Annotated in this window: 16 protein-coding genes; all 16 read left to right on the forward strand. The window is 41.6% G+C overall.

All coding sequences use genetic code 11. The features are described 5' to 3' along the window. The first annotated feature begins 13 nt into the window (after window positions 1-13). The 16 genes from uvrA (at window position 14) to H8S07_RS13170 (ending at window position 20,137) form a co-directional block, all read left to right on the forward strand. Window positions 14-2,854, forward strand: a complete 2,841-nt coding sequence (gene uvrA, locus H8S07_RS13095; RefSeq protein ID WP_118660312.1) for an excinuclease ABC subunit UvrA — start codon at window positions 14-16, stop codon at window positions 2,852-2,854. 129 nt (window positions 2,855-2,983) lie between these two features. Next, a complete protein-coding gene (gene mreB, locus H8S07_RS13100) occupies window positions 2,984-3,973 on the forward strand; it encodes a rod shape-determining protein (protein WP_021861648.1) in 990 nt (329 codons plus the stop codon). A gap of 23 nt (window positions 3,974-3,996) precedes the next feature. Beyond that, a complete protein-coding gene (gene recD2, locus H8S07_RS13105; RefSeq protein WP_117538126.1) occupies window positions 3,997-6,201 on the forward strand; it encodes an SF1B family DNA helicase RecD2 in 2,205 nt (734 codons plus the stop codon). Continuing rightward, entirely contained in the window at window positions 6,194-6,946 is a 753-nt protein-coding gene (locus H8S07_RS13110) for a ComF family protein (protein ID WP_021861646.1), read from the forward strand. The genes recD2 and H8S07_RS13110 overlap by 8 nt, the downstream gene beginning before the upstream one ends. Before the next feature lie 57 nt (window positions 6,947-7,003). Beyond that, window positions 7,004-7,399, forward strand: a complete 396-nt coding sequence (locus tag H8S07_RS13115; protein WP_021861645.1) for a hypothetical protein — start codon at window positions 7,004-7,006, stop codon at window positions 7,397-7,399. Window position 7,400: 1 nt separating this feature from the next. Further along, window positions 7,401-8,540, forward strand: coding sequence for a hypothetical protein (locus H8S07_RS13120; RefSeq protein ID WP_021861644.1), 1,140 nt, complete (start codon window positions 7,401-7,403; stop codon window positions 8,538-8,540). A gap of 32 nt (window positions 8,541-8,572) precedes the next feature. Beyond that, complete coding sequence (gene cdaA / locus H8S07_RS13125) at window positions 8,573-9,457, forward strand: diadenylate cyclase CdaA (RefSeq protein ID WP_021861643.1); 885 nt, start codon at window positions 8,573-8,575, stop codon at window positions 9,455-9,457. Then, complete coding sequence (locus H8S07_RS13130) at window positions 9,435-10,724, forward strand: CdaR family protein (RefSeq protein ID WP_186856176.1); 1,290 nt, start codon at window positions 9,435-9,437, stop codon at window positions 10,722-10,724. Before cdaA ends, H8S07_RS13130 begins: the two co-directional genes overlap by 23 nt. Before the next feature lie 15 nt (window positions 10,725-10,739). After that, a complete protein-coding gene (locus tag H8S07_RS13135) occupies window positions 10,740-11,003 on the forward strand; it encodes an HPr family phosphocarrier protein (protein ID WP_021861641.1) in 264 nt (87 codons plus the stop codon). Window positions 11,004-11,078: 75 nt separating this feature from the next. Then, window positions 11,079-12,479 (forward strand): LCP family protein, encoded by a 1,401-nt coding sequence (locus H8S07_RS13140; RefSeq protein ID WP_186856177.1) that lies wholly within the window; start codon window positions 11,079-11,081, stop codon window positions 12,477-12,479. Beyond that, entirely contained in the window at window positions 12,476-14,686 is a 2,211-nt protein-coding gene (locus tag H8S07_RS13145) for an SH3 domain-containing protein (protein WP_186856178.1), read from the forward strand. The genes H8S07_RS13140 and H8S07_RS13145 overlap by 4 nt, the downstream gene beginning before the upstream one ends. Window positions 14,687-14,840: 154 nt before the next feature. After that, window positions 14,841-16,241 (forward strand): sugar transferase, encoded by a 1,401-nt coding sequence (locus H8S07_RS13150; protein ID WP_021861638.1) that lies wholly within the window; start codon window positions 14,841-14,843, stop codon window positions 16,239-16,241. After that, entirely contained in the window at window positions 16,225-17,352 is a 1,128-nt protein-coding gene (locus H8S07_RS13155) for a CDP-glycerol glycerophosphotransferase family protein (protein ID WP_186856179.1), read from the forward strand. Before H8S07_RS13150 ends, H8S07_RS13155 begins: the two co-directional genes overlap by 17 nt. A gap of 14 nt (window positions 17,353-17,366) precedes the next feature. After that, a complete protein-coding gene (locus H8S07_RS13160; protein ID WP_021861636.1) occupies window positions 17,367-18,410 on the forward strand; it encodes an NAD-dependent epimerase/dehydratase family protein in 1,044 nt (347 codons plus the stop codon). Between the two features lie 49 nt (window positions 18,411-18,459). After that, on the forward strand, window positions 18,460-19,221 hold the full coding sequence (gene ispD, locus H8S07_RS13165) for a 2-C-methyl-D-erythritol 4-phosphate cytidylyltransferase (protein ID WP_021861635.1): 762 nt from the start codon (window positions 18,460-18,462) through the stop codon (window positions 19,219-19,221). Window positions 19,222-19,330: 109 nt separating this feature from the next. Continuing rightward, window positions 19,331-20,137 carry an ABC transporter permease gene (locus H8S07_RS13170; protein ID WP_021861634.1) on the forward strand — a complete coding sequence of 269 codons (807 nt, stop codon included), beginning with the start codon at window positions 19,331-19,333 and terminating at the stop codon, window positions 20,135-20,137. Window positions 20,138-20,156: the final 19 nt, after the last annotated feature.

Genomic DNA, 20,156 nt, shown 5'->3' on the forward strand with positions numbered 1-20,156 from the left:
GGCATAAAAAACGGTGGATAGAAAAGAGAACAATCGATATATAAGAATACGGGGAGCCAATGAGCATAATCTGAAGAATGTAGATTTGGATATTCCAAGAGATAAACTGGTTGTCCTTACAGGACTTAGTGGTTCGGGAAAGTCTTCTTTGGCGTTCGATACCATTTATGCGGAAGGACAGAGACGATACATGGAATCGCTGTCTTCTTATGCAAGACAGTTTTTGGGACAGATGGAAAAACCGGATGTAGAGAGCATTGAGGGACTTTCACCAGCAATTTCTATTGACCAGAAATCTACGAACCGGAATCCGAGATCTACGGTTGGAACGGTAACGGAGATTTATGATTATTTCCGATTATTATATGCAAGAATCGGAATCCCGCATTGTCCAAAGTGTGGAAGAGAGATCAGAAGACAGACGGTCGATCAGATGGTAGACCAGATTATGGCACTTCCGGAACGGACGAAGATCCAGCTTCTTGCGCCTGTAGTCCGTGGCAGAAAAGGACGCCATGAGAAACTTTTAGACCGTGCAAAGAAGAGTGGATATGTCCGTGTGCGGATTGACGGGAATCTGTATGAACTCTCGGAAGAGATCAAATTAGATAAGAATATCAAACATAACATTGAAATTGTCGTAGACCGTCTCGTTGTAAAACCTGGAATCGAAAAACGACTGACAGATTCGGTGGAGAATGTGTTACACCTGGCAGAGGGCCTGATGATGGTAGATATTATTGACGGAGAAACGATGAATTTCAGTCAGAGCTTTTCATGTCCGGATTGCGGAATCAGTATTGATGAGATCGAACCAAGAAGCTTTTCTTTCAATAATCCGTTTGGTGCGTGCCCGGAATGTTTCGGACTGGGTTATAAGATGGAATTTGATGAAGATCTGATGATTCCGGATAAGAGACTGAGCATCGCCGAAGGTGCGATTACGGTACTGGGATGGCAGTCGTGTACCGATAAGAAGAGTTTTACCTATGCGATTCTCGATGCTTTAAGCAAGGAGTACAAATTTTCACTGGATACACCTTTTGAGGAATATCCGAAAAAAATCCACGATATACTGATTCATGGAACGGATGGAAAAGAAGTGAAAGTCTATTACAAAGGTCAGCGTGGAGAAGGTGTGTATGATGTCGCTTTCGAAGGGCTGCTCCGCAACGTGGAACGCAGATACCGAGAGACGGGTTCCCAGACAATGAAAGCAGAATATGAAGAATTCATGAGGATTACGCCGTGCAGTGCCTGCAAAGGGCAGAGGCTAAAACCGGAAGCGCTGGCAGTAACTGTCGGAGGATGCAATATTGCCGAACTGACAGACCTCTCTATTGAAAAACTGCATCAGTTCCTGGAAACATTGGAATTAGACAAACAGCAGATGTTGATCGGGGGACAGATTTTAAAGGAAATCCGTGCAAGAATCCGGTTTCTTCTGGATGTTGGGCTGGATTATCTGACACTTGGAAGAGCAACCGGTTCGTTATCCGGAGGGGAAGCGCAGAGAATCCGGCTTGCAACACAGATCGGTTCCGGCCTGGTAGGTGTGGCATATATTCTGGATGAGCCGAGCATCGGACTTCATCAGAGAGATAATGATAAATTATTAAATACGCTGAAACATCTGCGTGATCTGGGTAATTCAGTTCTTGTAGTAGAGCATGATGAAGATACAATGCGGGAAGCAGATTATATTGTTGATATTGGACCGGGAGCGGGAGAACATGGCGGAAAAGTTGTAGCAGAGGGAACTGCTGAAGAAATCATGGCGAATCCGGATTCGATAACAGGAGCATATTTAAGCGGCAAGAAGAAGATACCGGTGCCGGAAGTGCGGGAGAAACCATCAGGCTGGCTGAAAATTACCGGTGCAGAAGAGAACAATTTAAAAGGGATCGATGTGGAGATTCCGCTTGGCATTATGACTTGCGTAACCGGTGTCTCAGGTTCGGGAAAAAGTTCTCTTGTAAATGAAATTTTATATAAAAGACTTGCCAGAGATTTGAACCGTGCCAGAACAATTCCGGGAAAGCACAAGAATATTGAAGGACTGGAACAGCTTGACAAAGTAATTGCCATTGACCAGTCTCCAATTGGGCGTACACCGAGGTCAAATCCTGCCACGTATACCGGTGTCTTTGATCTGATCCGTGATCTTTTTGCGTCAACAGCGGATGCCAAAGCAAGAGGCTATAAAAAAGGAAGATTCAGTTTCAATGTGAAGGGCGGACGATGTGAAGCCTGCAGTGGAGACGGTATTTTAAAAATAGAGATGCATTTCCTGCCAGACGTATATGTGCCTTGTGAAGTTTGTCACGGAAAGAGGTATAACAGAGAAACTCTGGAGGTAAAATACAAGGGTAAGAGTATTTATGATGTGCTGAATATGACGGTGGAAGAAGCATTGCATTTTTTTGAAAATGTACCAAGTATCCGCAGAAAAATGGAAACTCTGTACGATGTAGGACTTTCTTATATCCGCTTGGGACAGCCTTCGACACAGCTCTCGGGAGGAGAAGCGCAGAGAATCAAACTTGCAACAGAACTGAGTAAGAGAAGTACAGGAAAGACCATCTATATTCTGGATGAACCGACAACCGGACTGCATTTTGCAGATGTGCACAAACTTACGGAAATTTTGCGCAGACTTTCCGCAGATGGAAATACCGTTCTTGTGATCGAACATAATCTGGATGTTATTAAGACTGCGGATTATATCATTGATATGGGCCCGGAAGGCGGAGATAAGGGCGGAACTGTTATTGCGCAGGGAACACCGGAACAGGTGGCTGACAATCCGGTTTCCTACACAGGCAGATATATCCGACAGGTGTTAGATAAATAATAGTTCCATTCGACAGGATACACGTTTGCTTCACAAATAATTAAGGAAAAAGGGCTTTCTATTTTAGAGGAATTTGATTATAATGATACATGCATGAAAACCAGATGCAGAAATGAAAGGGGATTGAACATGTCGGTCGATATTGGGATTGATTTAGGCACTGCCAGTGTTCTGGTATATGTAAAAGGAAAGGGAGTTATCTTAAAAGAGCCATCTGTTGTGGCTTTTGACAGAGATTCAAATATAATAAGAGCGATCGGAGAAGAAGCAAGACTGATGCTCGGGAGAACACCGGGAAACGTTGTAGCGATCCGTCCGCTGCGCCATGGTGTGATTTCAGATTATACTGTGACGGAAAAGATGATCAAATATTTTGTACAGAAAGCAATGGGAAAGCGTTCATTTAAAAAGCCACGTATCAGTATCTGTGTACCAAGCGGTGTGACAGAAGTGGAGCGTAAAGCGGTAGAAGAAGCTACTTATGCGGCAGGTGCGAGAGATGTGAAACTGATCGAGGAACCGGTTGCGGCAGCGATTGGTGCCGGAATTGACATTTCCAAGCCATGTGGCACATTACTCGTAGATATCGGTGGAGGAACAACAGATGTAGCTGTGATCTCTCTGGGGGGAACAGTTGTGAGCGCCTCACTGAAACTTGCAGGAGATGATTTTGATGAAGCCATTGTCCGTTACATGAAGAAAAAACACAATCTTCTGATTGGTGAGCGGACAGCAGAAGATATTAAGATTAAGATCGGAACGACCTATCAGATGATGGAAGACGAAGTGATGGAAGTGAAAGGCCGTAATCTTGTAACCGGATTACCAAAAGTCGTAACAATTTCTTCGTCGGAGACGGAGCAGGCATTAAGGGAGACAACGGGACAGATCGTAGAATCAATTATGAACGTATTGGAGAGAACTCCGCCGGAGCTGTCAGCAGATATTTTGGAGCGTGGCATTGTTCTGACTGGTGGAGGAGCAATGCTCCGCGGGCTGGAAGAGCTGATTGAAGAGCGTACCGGTATTAATACAATGACTGCTGATGAACCGATGCAGGTAGTTGCTATTGGAACCGGACAGTATGTTGAATTTATGAGTGGACAGAAAGAATATTAAAATACAAATACGAAGAAGCACATATGGAAGAGATAAAAGGTTATGTAGAACACATTGTATACCGGAATGAAGAAAATGGTTATACAGTTTTTAATTTAAATAATGAAGATGGTGAACTGACCTGTGTAGGAAAGTTTCATTATATAGAAGAAGGCGAACTTCTGGAGCTTGAAGGCGAATATACGGTACATAAGCTGTATGGAACACAGCTTCAGGTATCGGCTTCACGAGTATGTGCGCCGGAAGATCTGATTTCCATTGAGAGATATCTTGGCTCAGGCGCAATTAAAGGCGTGGGAGCGGCACTTGCGGGACGTATTGTCAAGAAGTTTAAGGAAGAGACATTCCGGATCATTGAAGAAGAGCCGGAACGTCTGGCAGAAGTCAAGGGAATCAGCGAGCGGAAGGCAAGAGAGATTGCTGTTCAGGTAGAAGAGAAAAAAGAAATGCGGGAGGCAATGATCTACCTGCAGAATTATGGAATATCTACGACTCTTGCAGCAAAGATTTATCAGCATTACGGGCAGAATGTTTACCGTGTGATAGAAAATAATCCATATCAGATTGCAGATCATGTGCCGGGTGTTGGCTTTAAAACTGCTGATGAGATCGCATCAAAAGTTGGAATCCATACAGATTCCGATTTCCGGATCCGCAGCGGTATTTTTTATACTTTGCAGGAAAGTGTCATGGAAGGACATATTTACCTGCATAAGAAGGAACTGCTGTATCGCGCGGGCGAACTGCTTGGCGTACGAATTACAGATCTGGAGCCATATCTGATGGATCTTTCTATGGAAAAGAAAATCGTTGTAAAAGAAGACAGAATCTATGCTTCGCATTATTATTATATGGAACTGAATACAGCAAAGATGCTGCATGATCTGAATACAAGGGATGAAATTGCAGATGTAGTCCTTCTCCACCGCATTCATGAAATTGAAAAAAATACAGGGATGCAGTTGGATGAAATGCAGCAAAAAGCGGTCATGGAGGCGGCGAGAAACGGGATTATGGTGCTGACCGGAGGCCCGGGTACAGGAAAGACAACAACCATCAATGCAATGATTCATTTTTTTGAAAGCGAAGGAATGGAGATTGCGCTGGCTGCGCCTACCGGACGTGCTGCAAAAAGAATGACAGAGACAACCGGATATGAGGCACAGACGATTCATCGTTTGCTGGAAGTGAATGGAAATCCGGAGGAGGAAGACACTCCATCCGGATTTGGAAGAAATGCGGAGAATCCGCTGGAAACAGATGCAATTATCATAGATGAGATGTCGATGGTGGATCTGCCACTGATGTATGCACTGCTTGGTGCGATTGTTCCGGGAACCCGTCTGATCCTTGTGGGTGACCGGAATCAGCTTCCAAGTGTAGGTCCGGGAAGTGTCTTAAAAGACATTATAGCTTCGAAATGTTTTCCGGTCGTTATGCTGACAAAGATTTTCAGACAGGCGGGAGAAAGCGATATTGTAGTGAATGCGCATAAGATCAATCAGGGAGAACCGATTGTACTGGATAATAAGAGTATGGATTTTTTCTTCCTGAAAAGACAGGATCCGAATGTGATCATTAGTATTGCAATTACACTTGTCCAACAGAAGATGCCCAAATATGTACACGCAAAACCATATGATATCCAGGTCCTGACACCGATGCGCAAAGGTCTTCTTGGAGTGGAACGGCTGAATCGGATTTTACAGGAATATCTGAATCCGTCACAGAAGAATAAAAAGGAAAAAGAATATGGAGAACGGCTTTTCCGTGAAGGTGATAAAGTTATGCAGATTAAAAATAATTATCAACTGGAATGGGAAGTATCTACAAAATATGGAATGACCATAGACAAAGGGCAGGGCGTTTTTAATGGAGATACCGGAATTATCCGTGAGATTAATACATACGAAGAAACTGTGACGGTAGAGTTTGATGAACAGCGGAAAGTCAAATATCCGTATCAGCTGTTAGATGAACTGGAACTTGCATATGCAATCACGATTCATAAAGCGCAGGGAAGTGAATATCCGGCGGTTGTCATTCCGCTTTTGCAGGGACCAAGACAACTTTATACGAGAAATCTTTTGTATACAGCAGTGACACGGGCAAAACAATGTGTGACACTTGTGGGGAGTGAAACCGTATTTCAGGAAATGATTCGTAATACACACGAACAGAACAGGAATACGAGCCTGGCAGAACGAATCCAGGAGTTTATTGATTAAGAATAAAGACAGCAATAGTAAAGCAGATAATAAAGAAAAAATATGGAAGTGGCTGTTAAAACTTTTATGGCCGGAGAGGTGTCCATTCTGCATGAGGGCATACAGAACGGGGATCTGCCCTGAATGCCAGAAGAAGCTTAAGCCACTTTTTGTGACTGAACCAAGATGTGTACAGTGCGGAAAGCCACTGCATGTATCTGAAAAAGAATACTGCTATGACTGTGCAGAGGGACAGCACTATTTTGATGCCGGAAGTGCAGTGTGGGTGCATAAAGAACCGGTGAGCAATTCTATATATCAATTTAAATATCATAATCAAAGAGCATTCGCTAAAGAATACGCAAAAGTACTGGTCGGACAATTTGAAAAAGAGATCCGAAGATGGAATCCGGATGTACTCATACCGGTTCCGTTACATAAAAAGAGAAAAAAGAAGAGAGGCTATAATCAGGCAGAACTTCTTGCTGCAGAGATCGGCAGACTTATGAACCTGCCTGTGGAAACAGATCTTGTAGTCCGCACAAAGAATACAAAGCCACAAAAAAACCAGGGACACAGAGGAAGAAAGCAGAACCTGAAACAGGCATTTGGACTAAAATACCGCTTCCGGAAAGGCTGTACGATTGTTGTTGTAGATGATATTTATACAACCGGAAATACGATCGATGCAGTATCATTTCTGCTGAAAAAAGCAGGCGCTGAAAAAGTCTATTTTTTAACTATAAGTATTGGACAAGGATACTGATATTTGTTATACTTAAAATGATGTTTAAAAGTAGAAAATAGAAGTTTGAGGTGGATTATGTTAGATAGAAGCAAAGTGAAGTTGATGACAAAACTTGCTTTATATGAACAGACACAGGGAAAAGAAGATTTTAAGATCAGTGAATACTATAGAAAAGATTATGTCGGCTTACATTCAATCTGCTCATTTTTGTGGGTTACGGTTGGATATATCTGTGTGTGGATGCTGATACTGTTGGCGGGATTTGACCTGATCGTAGGTCATATGTCATTGCTGTTAATGCTCATTATGATGCTTGTTGCAGTAGTAGGATATGTTGTGATACTGGCGATATATGCCGGTGTGACAAGCCATGTGTATAATCAGAAACATAAGGATGCAAGACAGAGAGTGAAGATGTATAATCATGATCTGATAAAACTGCTTAAACTGTATGAAAAGGAGAAACAATAATATGGATAATCTGTTTGTAATACGAGAAAAAATGCGGGAACTGTATGCAGCACATTCCAGAGTATTCGATAAGGGAATACAATTTGTGCTCGCACTGGTGACGTTTTATCTGATCAATGGTAATGTCGGCTTTATGAAAGCGGCGGCATCACCGGTAGCAACGCTGGCTCTTGCTGTGATCTGTACATTCTTCCCGATGATCATCACGGTACTTCTTGCTACAGCGCTGATTCTGGTACATATGTTTGCAGCATCCGTTTCGGCACTGGCAGTTACAGCGTTGATTTTTCTTGTTATGTATATTTTTTATTTACGCCTGACACCGAAAATGGCAATTGTAGTATTGCTGACACCAATCGCATTTGCGTTCAATATTCCATACATTATTCCAATCGCATTAGGTCTGGTTGCAACACCGATCAGTCTGGTAGCTGTAATTTGTGGAACGATTGTATATTATATGATGGCATATGTGAAGAAAGCAGCTCCGGGAATGGAAAGTTCCGGGAAAGCAAAAATGATGACAGAGATTACTGCTTATGTAAAGCAGGTGTTTCAGAATAAGGAAATGTGGATTGCAATTGCAGCATTTATCATCTGTTTGTTCCTTGTATATACGATTCACCGTCAGGCGGCAGATCATGCATGGAAGATTGCAATTGCTGCCGGAGCAGTAGCGAATATTATCGTGATTGCAATCGGAGATGTGGCACTGGGAGTTCATACTTCTTATGTAGGTTTGATCTTTGGCAATATATTTGCGGTGATCATTGGACTGATTCTTGAATTGTTTTTCTTCTCTGTGGATTATGCAAAAAGTGAGAATTTGCAATATGAAGATGACGAATACTATTATTATGTAAAAGCAGTTCCGAAGCTTTCAGTGGCAACACCGGAGAAGACCGTAAAACGGATCAATGAAAGACATGGAACGGAGATCATGGATACAAATAAGATCCGCAAGAACAGACAGCCTAAGAATGACAGAGCTGAAAAAGTACATCCGAATCAGAGGCAGAGCAATCAGGGACGGAAGAGACCGACAGCTAAAAAAGGTCCTTCTGCAAAGAAACATGATATTGATGAAGTAAATAAACTGCTTTTGACACAGAGTTTGAAAAAAGATCTTAATATGAAATAAAGAATGCGATAAAAAAAGAAGGAGGTGACAGAATGGAACAGCGTATTTCTCATTTTTTGCAGAAATATGTAACAGAGGTGTATTTTCCTAATATAAGGATTACAGATATTGTAGAAGTATTGATTCTTACATTTCTGATCTATCAGTTGATGATCTGGGTAAAGAATACAAAGGCATGGATGCTGATGAAAGGAATCCTTGTGCTGGCTGTGTTTATTCTTGTTGCCGCAATTTTCCAGATGCATACGATTTTGTTCCTTGCCAAGAACGCAGTTACGGTTATGGCGACGGCAGCAGTTGTCGTTTTCCAGCCGGAACTTCGTAGAGCTTTGGAAAAGCTGGGAGAAAAAAGTGTACTTTCTTCTATGGTTCCGTTTGATACGACAAGAGACAGAGTGCGGTTCAGCGAGGATACGATCACAAGTATTGTAGAAGCTTCTTATAGTATGGGAAGTGTGAAGACAGGTGCGCTGATCGTAGTAGAGCAGGCAATCCGTCTGACAGAGTACGAGAGTACAGGAATTCATTTGGACTGCCTGATTTCCAAACAGGTTCTGGAACAGATTTTTGAACATAATACACCACTTCATGACGGTGCGATTATTGTGCGTGGAGACAGAATTGTGTCGGCAACCTGTTATCTGCCGTTGTCGGACAACATGGAACTTAGCAAAGATCTGGGAACAAGACATCGTGCAGCTGTGGGGATGAGCGAAGTCAGTGATGCAGTGATCATTGTTGTTTCTGAGGAAACAGGTGCTGTTTCAGTTGCGCACAGTGGAAAACTTCTTCGTGATATTACACGAGAGGAATTAAGAGCGAGTCTGGAACAGATCCAGAACCGCAAGGTGGAGTCCGGTAAATGGTATTCTTTGCGGAAAGGAAGGCGTAAGAATGAGAACAAGACTGTCGAATAATTTTAGTCTTAAGATATTAGCCTTTCTGGCTGCAGGTTTGTTGTGGCTTATAGTGGTTAATATTGATGATCCGATCATGGATCAGAATTTCAGTAACATTCCTGTAACAGTGATCAATACAGAAGTGCTTGCTTCAGAGGATTCTCCAAAGACGTATCAGATTCTGGATGATACACAGAATGTTACAGTTACGGTAAAGGCAAAACGTTCTGTTTTGAGTAAATTAAGTGCAAATGATATCACTGCTGTTGCTGATATGAAGGAACTTACATTGGAGACACAGATACCGATTGAAGTTACGGTGAAAAATTATAAAGTAGCGGATGCATATGCGACACCACGCAATATGCAGGTGAAACTGGAAGATGAGGAGACAAAGAAATTCCCAATCGTTCCAAAGACAACAGGTACGGTACGTGATGGATATGTTTTAGGACAGATTGAGGCTATGCCGGAGAAAGTATCGATCCGTGGACCGAAATCCGTAATTGATAAGATCAGTAAAGTAGAAGCTACAGTCAGTGTGTCTGGTTTATCCAAGACATCAACGCTGGAATCTGAGCTGAAACTATATGATGAAGATAACAATGAGATTGACCAGAATCTCTTGAGCAATAATCTTGGTACAGAAGGTGTAGACATTCACGTTGAACTGCTTCGTACAAAAAACGTACCGTTGAATTTTGACACTTCAGCGATCCAGGCAGCAAATGGTTATGAATTTTCAAATATTAAATACGAACCGAAAGAGATCAGTGTGTCAGGAGATGTTGATAAGCTTCAGCAGCTATCAGAGATTCAGATTCCGGCGTCAGCGCTGGCAATGGAAAATCTGAAAGAAAAGACAGAAAAGGTTATAGATGTTTTGGAGTATCTTCCGGATGGAATCGTACTGGCTGATGAGAATGCAAATTCTGTGGCAGTAACGATCCTGATAGAAAAGGACGGAACAAAATCTTTCGAAATATCAGTAGGTTCTGTATCGGTTCTGAATCTTGACAGTGATTTGTCTATCAATTATGAATCCGCAGATGCACTGGATATTCAGATTCGTGGACCGGAAGATGCGCTCAATAAGATAAATATCGATGAAAGTGTAAGTATTGATCTGGCAAAATATACGGAACCCGGAACTTATAATGTTCCAATTCAGGTATCACTTCCGGAACATTGTACGTTGGAGAAGAGTATGAGCATTAAAGTAGTGCTTGAAAATAAAGCGAAGGCGAATGTCAAGGACGAAGAAAAAACGAAAGAAAACAATTAAGAGAAAGGCAACAATATGTTAAAGCAGGAAGTAACGATCAGTAATCCGACGGGGCTTCATCTGAGACCTGCGGGGGTATTCTGTAATACGGCGAGCTATTATAACTGCAAAGTGCTGTTTCAACATGAAGAGACAGTAGCAAATGCAAAAAGTGTGCTGAGTGTGCTTGGAGCATGTATAAAAAAAGGGGATAAGATTGTCTTAATCTGCGACGGCGAAGACGAAGCTGATGCAATGAAAGCGATGGTCAGCGCTGTAGAAGACGGATTGGGAGAGTAAAAGTAAAAACAGTTTTTCCAACAGGAAAAACTGTTTTTTGTTAAGGAACTCGGATATACAGAAGGGAGATAAATAATGGCTAAGGATATAGATGAATTGTATAATGAATTAGATCATTTGCCAAATCAGGAACGAAAATACAAGAGAAGCAGGAAAGGATACAGTGAAGATCTGTATGATGAATATAGCAGACGGTCTGGAAAACAGAGATATTGCGATACGGATCCGTATACAACAGGACGGAGATACCGTGATGCAGATCCGTATACAGCAAGATCCGGTAATCAGAAGAGAAGAAAACGTAAAAAACGCCGGGATGACTGGAGACCGGTAAAGATTGGTGCAGTTTCTCATTTGTTGTGGATTCTGCAGGTTCTTGCTTCCATTGCAGCTTTTGGTTCCATGATTATTCTTGGAATTTTACCGGTGCCATATATGGTGGGATTTGCAGCGATATTGCTGATATTTGCATGTATCGTTAAGATTATGCAGATGCGGGCTGTGCGTTACGGGAAACGCAGAGTGAATGGCAGATGGAAAAAGAAATCAACCGGAAAATGGATTTCTCTTGTGACGGCGGCGTTGATGTGTATTCTCTGTTTTTATGGATTAAAAGTTAATTCGGCGCTGGATACGATCGCAATTGGTGAAGAAAGCGGTAAATACACGGAAGAAAAATCAATTGATGTAATACAAAAGCCGTTCAACGTTTATATCAGCGGTATTGATGTTTATGGTAATATTAATAAAAAGAGCCGTAGTGATGTGAATCTGATTGCAACTGTGAATCCGCAGACACATAAGATTCTTCTTACGACAACACCGAGGGATTATTATGTGACGATTCCGGGGGTGTCCGGAACACAAAAGGACAAGCTTACGCATGCAGGAGTATATGGAATCGACACATCGATTGCAACTTTGGAAAATCTATATGATATAGAGATTCCGTTTTTTGTACGTGTAAACTTTTCTTCGGTAGAAAATATCGTGGATATTATGGGAGGAGTAGATGTAGAATCCAAGCTGGCATTTACAACAGGAAAAGAATCCGGAACAGTAGTGGATGTAAAAAAAGGAACGAATCATTTTAATGGAAAGCAGGCGCTGGCGTTTGTAAGAGAACGACATGCCCTGGCAGCGGGAGATAATCAGAGGGGGAAAAACCAGCAGGCGCTTCTGACTGCACTGATTCATGAAGCGATGTCTCCGGAGATCGTCTTACATGCAAACAGTATAATCAACAGCGTGGCAGGAAGCGCAGATACGAATATGTCTGAGAATCAGATCAAGTCGCTGATCCGCATGCAGCTTGGCACAATGAAAGGCTGGGATGTTCAGTCTGTGGCGGCGGAAGGAGATTCCAGCGGAAAACAGTATTGCTATTCTTATAAAGGAAAAGCGTTATATGTAACTGTTCCATATGAAAGTTCTGTGTCAAAAATTAAAAAGAAAATGAGGAGGGCTTTGCAATGAAAAATAAGAAAATAAGGCAGATGTTTGCAATGACATTAACAGGTGTGATGCTGTGTACTTTGCCGGTCTGTGCGGCAGAGCCCGCAGAAAATACAGAAACGGCGGAAACTGCGGAAATGCAGAGCCCGGATTCGGCAAAGACGGAAACATCAGAAAAAACGGAAGAGCCTGCGAAGCAGGATGAAGAGACAAAAGAGCTGGTACAGGAGTATACAGGCTGGCTCAAGGAGAACAAAGCAAGAGCGGTGACAGGAACTTACAGCAGTGAACTGAAGAAATTTCCTGCTGATTATCAGAAGCTGCTTGCCACACTTCATAAAGCACATCCAAACTGGATGTTTATTGCGAAAAATACAGGGCAGGACTGGAATGAAGTCGTGGCTAAGGAAAGTATTTCTGGTGGAAAGAGCAGCACGAATAACAGTCTTCTGCCGAAGACAGCAGGAAGCCTTCTGCTCAGTAAAAAGAGTACAGATTATAATACTTCTACAGGAGCCTACATAGGAAAGGATGGACCAAACTGGGTATCGGCAAGCAGACCGGCAGTTGCTTATTATGCAGATCCAAGGAATTTTCTGACGGATCGATATATTTTCATGTTTGAAGCGTTGAATTATAATTCCAAATATCATACATTGACTGGTGTGGAAAATATTTTAAAAGGGACAGATCTTTATAAAAAGAAGATCAGTTATCTGGACAAAAAAGGAAAAACATTTAATTTGAAACGGACGTATGGCGAGACGATTCTTGCTGCCGGTGCAAATGCGGGCGTCAGTCCACTGTTCCTGACATCCAAGATCCGGCAGGAGACAGGCGCTAAGCTGACAAATGGAAGTATTTCCGGCAAATATTCCTATGGCAGGAAATCTTACCGTGGATATTATAATTACTATAATATAGGTGCAGTGCCGGGAGGAGCTACCGGTTCAGCGGTTGCCAATGGTCTTATTTTTGCAAAGGGCGGATCGAGCGGGAAGAACACTTCCTATACAAGACCGTGGATGTCTCCGGTCAGTTCCATTACCGGAGGGGCGCAATGGATCGCAGAAAAATTCATCAAGCGCGGACAGAATACGATTTATTATGAACGCTTTAATACAATTGTAAAACCATATTACAGCCATCAGTATATGCAGAATCTGACGGGAGCGGCAGCGGAAGCAAATTCTACTTATAATACATATAACAATATGAATATTGTCAATGATGCTTATGTATTTTACATTCCGGTTTATAAAAATATGCCGTCACAGGGAGCGACCGTGACGATTTCCAAATCTGTGAAGAGTGGAACTGTTACAACGAATGTCACGCTACGCAAAGGCGTTTCGTCCAGTACGCCTTCACTTGGCACGATACCGAAAGGAAAGAAAGTGACAGTCAGTGGCGGAAAATATACGGACAAGAGTTTGGCGGTTTCCACGCAGGAGGCAAATCCGTACTGGATGAAAGTAACGTATGCCGGAAAGACAGGTTATGTATCCAGCCGTTATCTGCAGATGAATACGAACACGAAGATTGTGGCAGGCAATACAAAACAGCTTAGCGCAAAATCTTCAAAAGCAGGAAAGATTTATTATGAGACAAGTAATCCGGCAGTGGCAACTGTGAATGACAGTGGTAAAGTCACAGGAAAGAAAGCCGGAAAATGTATGATCTATGCAGTGACAAGTTCCGGAAAAGCAGTTGATGCTATTGGAATTGAAGTGACGAAAAAGAGCGGTTCTTCGAATGACAAACCAACGCCAAAACCAGATCCAAAGCCTGCACAGGCAAAAACATATTCAACATACCAAGCAACAACAAACGTTAACTACCGGACAGGAGCCGGAACAAAGTATGCGACGAAAGGAACACTGAAAAAAGGACAAAAGATCAATGTAGAAAACGGCTATTCCAAAAAGGCGGACGGTTATACGTGGTATCGCTTTAAGATGAACGGTAAAAAATATTATGTTGCTTCAAAATACCTGAAAAAGGTAACAGCGGCAAAGAAAACATATACAAAATATGTGACAACAACAAGTGTCAATTACCGGACAGGAGCCGGAACGAAGTATGCGACGAAGGGAACTTTGAAAAAAGGACAGAAGCTCAACGTAGAAAACGGCTATTCCAAAAAGGCAGATGGATATAAGTGGTATCGCTTTAAAATGAATAGCAAAAACTATTACATTGCGTCAAAGTATTTGAAAAAAGCATAAAAATATTTACATAAAAAAAGGAATGAAACGGCATCGTGTAATCCCATGGGAGAGCGCGGTGCCGTTTGTCGTGCCGATAAACCTTGAAATATCGTACATATTCGTATATAATGTTACAGGTATATTAAATATATGCGTATTTTGAGGTGGCTGAATGAAAAAACATTTGCATAAATTTGAGACAACATTGTGGTTATTTATAAAATTTATTTTCTATATATCTTTAATGATGGCGTTTGTCCGTATCATGGGAAGAGAGAGTATCGGACTGACCAGATTGTCCCGTACACTTGGAATTACTGTATCAACATTCGCGATTGTTGGATTGCTGTTCCTGTCTGTATACGGGAAATATGATGTGGGGCGCAGAAAGAGTAAGCCGATCATCTATTCACTGACACTTGCCGTGATCTGCACAGATATTGTTACTTATCTGCAGTTAATGATCATGAGAACCAATGTACCGAGCGTATGGCAATTCCGTCTGAACAGTCTGGGACTTTTAGGACTCGCTCTTTGTGTACAGCTTGTTCTCATTATCTTTTTTTCATATGCGGGAAACTGGTTGTTTTTCCTGATCCACAAGCCGGAACAGTGTTGCGTGATCACATCTTCACAGCGCAGGCTGGACGAGCTTGTATTTTCTATGCAAAAATTCAAAAAGCAATATCAGATTTCGTCTGTTGTGGATTATCGCAATCCGGATAAGCGAAAGTATATCAAAGAAGCGCAGACTGTATTCGTATATGATGTACCGGTAGAAGCGCGTACAGATATTATGCGCTGGTGCTATCAGTACAATGTGAATCTTTATTTCAATCCGGAGATCGAAGATATTATGGAACTGAATGCGGAACAATATGTGTTGAATGATGTATATCTGCTGAATAAGAATGTAAAAGCACTTACTATGGAGCAGAGAATTGTAAAACGGAGCATGGATATTGTTCTGTCGCTTGTGCTAGGAATTTTATCTTCCCCGTTCTGGATCCTTGGAAGTCTTGCAGTGAAACTTAATGATGGAGGGCCGGTTCTTTTTAAACAGGAGAGAGCGACCATTCACGGCAAGCGTTTTGAAGTGTATAAGCTTCGCACCATGAAGCCGAATAATGATAACCATTCCGTTACAAAGGATGATGACCGTATCACGAAGCCGGGCAAGTTTCTTCGCAGAACAAGAATTGATGAACTTCCACAGCTTTTAAATGTATTAAAAGGTGATATGACATTTGTTGGTCCGAGACCAGAGATGATCAAAAATGTAAAGGAATATACCGAAGAACTTCCGGAATTTGAGTACCGTCTCCGCATGAAAGCCGGTTTGACCGGGTATGCGCAGATCCGAGGCAAGTATAATACGACACCGAAAGATAAGCTGATCATGGATATGATGTATATTGAACAGTTCAGTATACTGAAAGATATCCAGCTTATTTTCCAGACGGCAATTGTATTACTGAAATCAGACAGTACAGAGGCGTTTGATAAGAACAACAAACACTGTCCGTATAAATTTGAAAAATGGAAAGAAAAAAAACATGGTAAAAATAATTAAAATAGGTACGGCAGGGCTGCAGCTTTTATATAATGGTATGAAATTATTGCCGACACAGAAAAAAATTGTCATGCTCAGCCGGCAGAGTAATGAGCCATCGGACGAATTCCGTATGGTGGAACATGAACTCTTAAAACAAAACAAAAGTGTTAAGGTTGTGTTGCTGTGTAAAACACTGGATGGGGGCGTGGATTCCAGCCTTTTCGGAAAGATTCGTTATGGTTTCCATATGCTGACGCAGATGTACCATCTTGCAACCGCACAGGTAGCGGTGCTGGATACTTACTGTATTCCGGTCAGCCTGCTAAAACATAAAAATTCGCTGACGGTTATCCAGATGTGGCATTCCATGGGAACAATGAAAAAGTTCGGCTATACAGCACTGGATACAGCAGAAGGCAGCAGACGCGAGATAGCCGAAGTAATGAAGATGCATCAGAATTATGATTATGTATTTGCGAGTGCAGATGCGTACAAGGATCATCTGGCAAAAGGATTCCGCTGTGAGATTGAAAAAATCGTCACTATGCCGCTTCCAAGACTGGATCTGCTAAACAGCAGGTCTTATCAGGAAAAGACAAAAGAGAAGATATATGCAAAATATCCGAAACTGAAAGAAAAGCCGGTGATTTTATACATTCCGACATTTCGGAAAGATGAGACAGCATTTGGTCCGGCACTTGAAAAATTGATTCATGCAGTCGATACAGACAGATATAATCTGGTTGTGAAATTACATCCGCTGTCGAAGATGAAGCTTCAGAATGAGACCATGAGCGCTGACGGATTTTCAAGTTTTGAGATGCTGTCCGTAGCAGATTATGTAGTCAGTGATTATTCCTGTATTATATACGAAGCAGCAGTACTCGGCATTCCGCTGTATTTCTATGATTTCGACATGGATTTTTATAAAAATGGCAGAGGACTTGCGATTGACTATGAAAACGAACTGCCGGGTGTGATATCCGAAGATGCAGCTGAGATCGTGCGTGCGATCGAAGAAGACTCTTATGATAAGAAAGCCTTAAAGCAGTTTGCAGATAAATATGTAACACCAACAGAACATGCAACAAAAGACATTGCAGATTTTATATTTCGATTTATTAAATAAACGGAGGAACGAAGATGAACAGAGTTTTAGAAGACGATTTAAAGACAATTATTGCAGAAGATCTTTCATGGGAGAAACTGAAAAATAAAACCGTAATGATTACCGGTGCAAGCGGTATGGTAGGTTCTTATATGTTATATGTACTCCTGATGCTCAACGATGAGAAGCATTATGGTATTAAAGTGGATGCTGTTATGAGAAATGTAAATAAACTTCCGGAAGAGATCAGAAACCGTGAAGATGTGAATGTTGTAGTAGCTGATGTGACAAAAGATATCCCGGATGTCGGAGATATTGATTATATTATCCATGCAGCAAGTCCGGCAAGTCCGCTTATTATGCAGAACCAGCCGGTGGAGACAATTGCCGCAAATACAATCGGAACATTTAAAACACTGGAACTTGCAAAAGAGAAAAATGCAGAAGGATATCTCTTTATTTCATCCAGAGAGATCTACGGACAGCCGGATGAAGGACAGGAATTCTTCTATGAGAATACTTACGGATTTGTAGACCAGTTGAATCCAAGATCCTGCTATTCCGAAGGAAAGAAAGCAGCAGAGACGATGTGCGTATGCTTCCATGAAGAGTATGGCTTGAATACAAAGATTGCCAGACTGGCACACACATACGGACCGGGAATGTCTATTTATGATGGACGTGTACAGGCAGATTTTCTGAAAAATGTATATCATAATGAAGACATTGTATTGAAGAGTGAAGGAACAGCAGTCAGAACTTATACTTATATTGCGGATGCTATCGCAGGTATGTACCGGATTCTGTTAGATTCGGAAGATATTGTATATAATATTGGTAATGAAGCAGGAAAAGTTTCCATCCGTGATCTGGCAGAGATTCTTGTAAGCATTTATCCGGAGAGAGGACTGAAACTTGTATTTGATATTCCGGAGGGCGGAACAAAGGGAACTGCGCCATATACACTGGGAATCTTAAGCAGTGAGAAGCTCAGAAAACTTGGATGGAACCCAAAGTATTCTGTAAAAGATGGATTCAAGAGAACTCTGGAATATCTGGAACTGGAAAACGTTGAATAGCTAATATAGAACAAAAAGAAAAACAACAGGTAAAATAAGGAGAAAAGACATGAGTAAAAATATTGCAATTGTATTCGCAGGTGGAGTGGGAGCCAGAATGGGTTCCGGACTTCCGAAACAGTTTATCGAAGTAAACGGAAAACCAATCATTATCCATACACTGGATATTTTTGAAGAGCATCCGGACATTGACGAGATTTACGTGGCATGTAAAGAAGAGTATATTCGCAAATTACAGAAGATGGTACAGCGCCATATGATCGACAAAGTGAAAAAAATCGTTCCGGGCGGCGCAACCGGACAGGATTCCATCTACAATGCATTACAGGCAGCAAGAGAGAACAATACACCGGATTCAATTGTACTCATCCATGATGGTGTACGTCCATGTATTTCAAAGGAAGTCATTGATGATGACCTGGCATGCGTAAAAGAACACGGAAATGCGATTACATGTACACCGTTATTTGAGACACCGGTCATCAGCGAGGATGGAAAAACAGTAGATGAAGTTCCACCGCGTTCCAAATTCTATACAGCCCAGGCACCACAGTGTTTTTATCTGGGTGATGTGCTGGAAGCACATGCACAGATGCGTATGAATAACCCGGGATATGAAGGCGTCGTAGATACATGCAGTATGATGAAAATGCTTGGAAAGAAGGTTTCACTTGTAGCCGGCCCAAGAGGTAATATTAAAGTTACAACGCCGGAAGATCTGTATACATTCCGCGCAATGATTCAATACAGAGAATCCGAACAGATTTTCGGATTTGCCAACAGAGAAGTTCCATCCGGATTAAAGAAATAAAGAAAGTTTTGACAAACGATACCTATTTGATTATAATAGGTGAGGTGTGCGTAAAAAGCACAGTGACATGAAAACGAAAATAGGGTCTAAATATCTAGGAGGAAAAACGGTGTTTACAAGTGTTAGATACGTGATAAGAGAGAATACGCAGAATATGTATCGTATTTTTTCTATCGCAAAATATGAGCTGCTGGCAGATATGCGTGACAGTAAGCTTGGATGGTTCTGGAATTTTGCCAATCCGGCGATTCAGGTAATGACTTATTGGTTTGTATTTGGTTATGTATTTAATAGAAAAAGCGTAGGGCATATTCCTTATTTGCTCTGGATGCTTGGCGGAATGGTTGTATGGTTTTTCATCAGCCCATGTATTACGGACGGATGTAATGCAGTCTTTAAAAAGATAGATGTAATTACGAAGATGAAGTTTCCGGTCAGTGTTCTGCCGATGACAGTTGTTTTACAGAAATTGTTTGATCATTTTTGCCTGATGATTATACTGATTGTAGTATTTGCATTATATGGTTATTATCCAACCTGGCACTGGATCGGGTTGATTTATTATCTGCTGTGTGCGATTATATTTGCAGTATCGCTTTCATTGACGACATCTGTATTAAATATGCTTGCACGTGACACGAGAAAACTGATTCTTGCATGCATGCGTCTGCTTTTGTATTTAACCCCTATTTTATGGGATATTGACAAATTAGGACATGGACGTTTGATGAAACTGATGACGTGTAATCCAATTTATTATGTAGTACAGGGATTCAGAGACTGCTTTTTCTACCACAAAGGTATTATGGCATATAGTTGGTCTATGGGATGGTTCTGGGGAATTACTTTAGTACTCTTCTTTTTTGGAAGCTATATGATGTATAAATTTAAAACACGTTTTATTGATCTGATCTAATTTACGAGGAGAATATAAG

The sequence above is a fragment of the Dorea hominis genome (assembly GCF_014287705.1).
Lineage (GTDB): Bacteria > Bacillota > Clostridia > Lachnospirales > Lachnospiraceae > Dorea_D > Dorea_D hominis.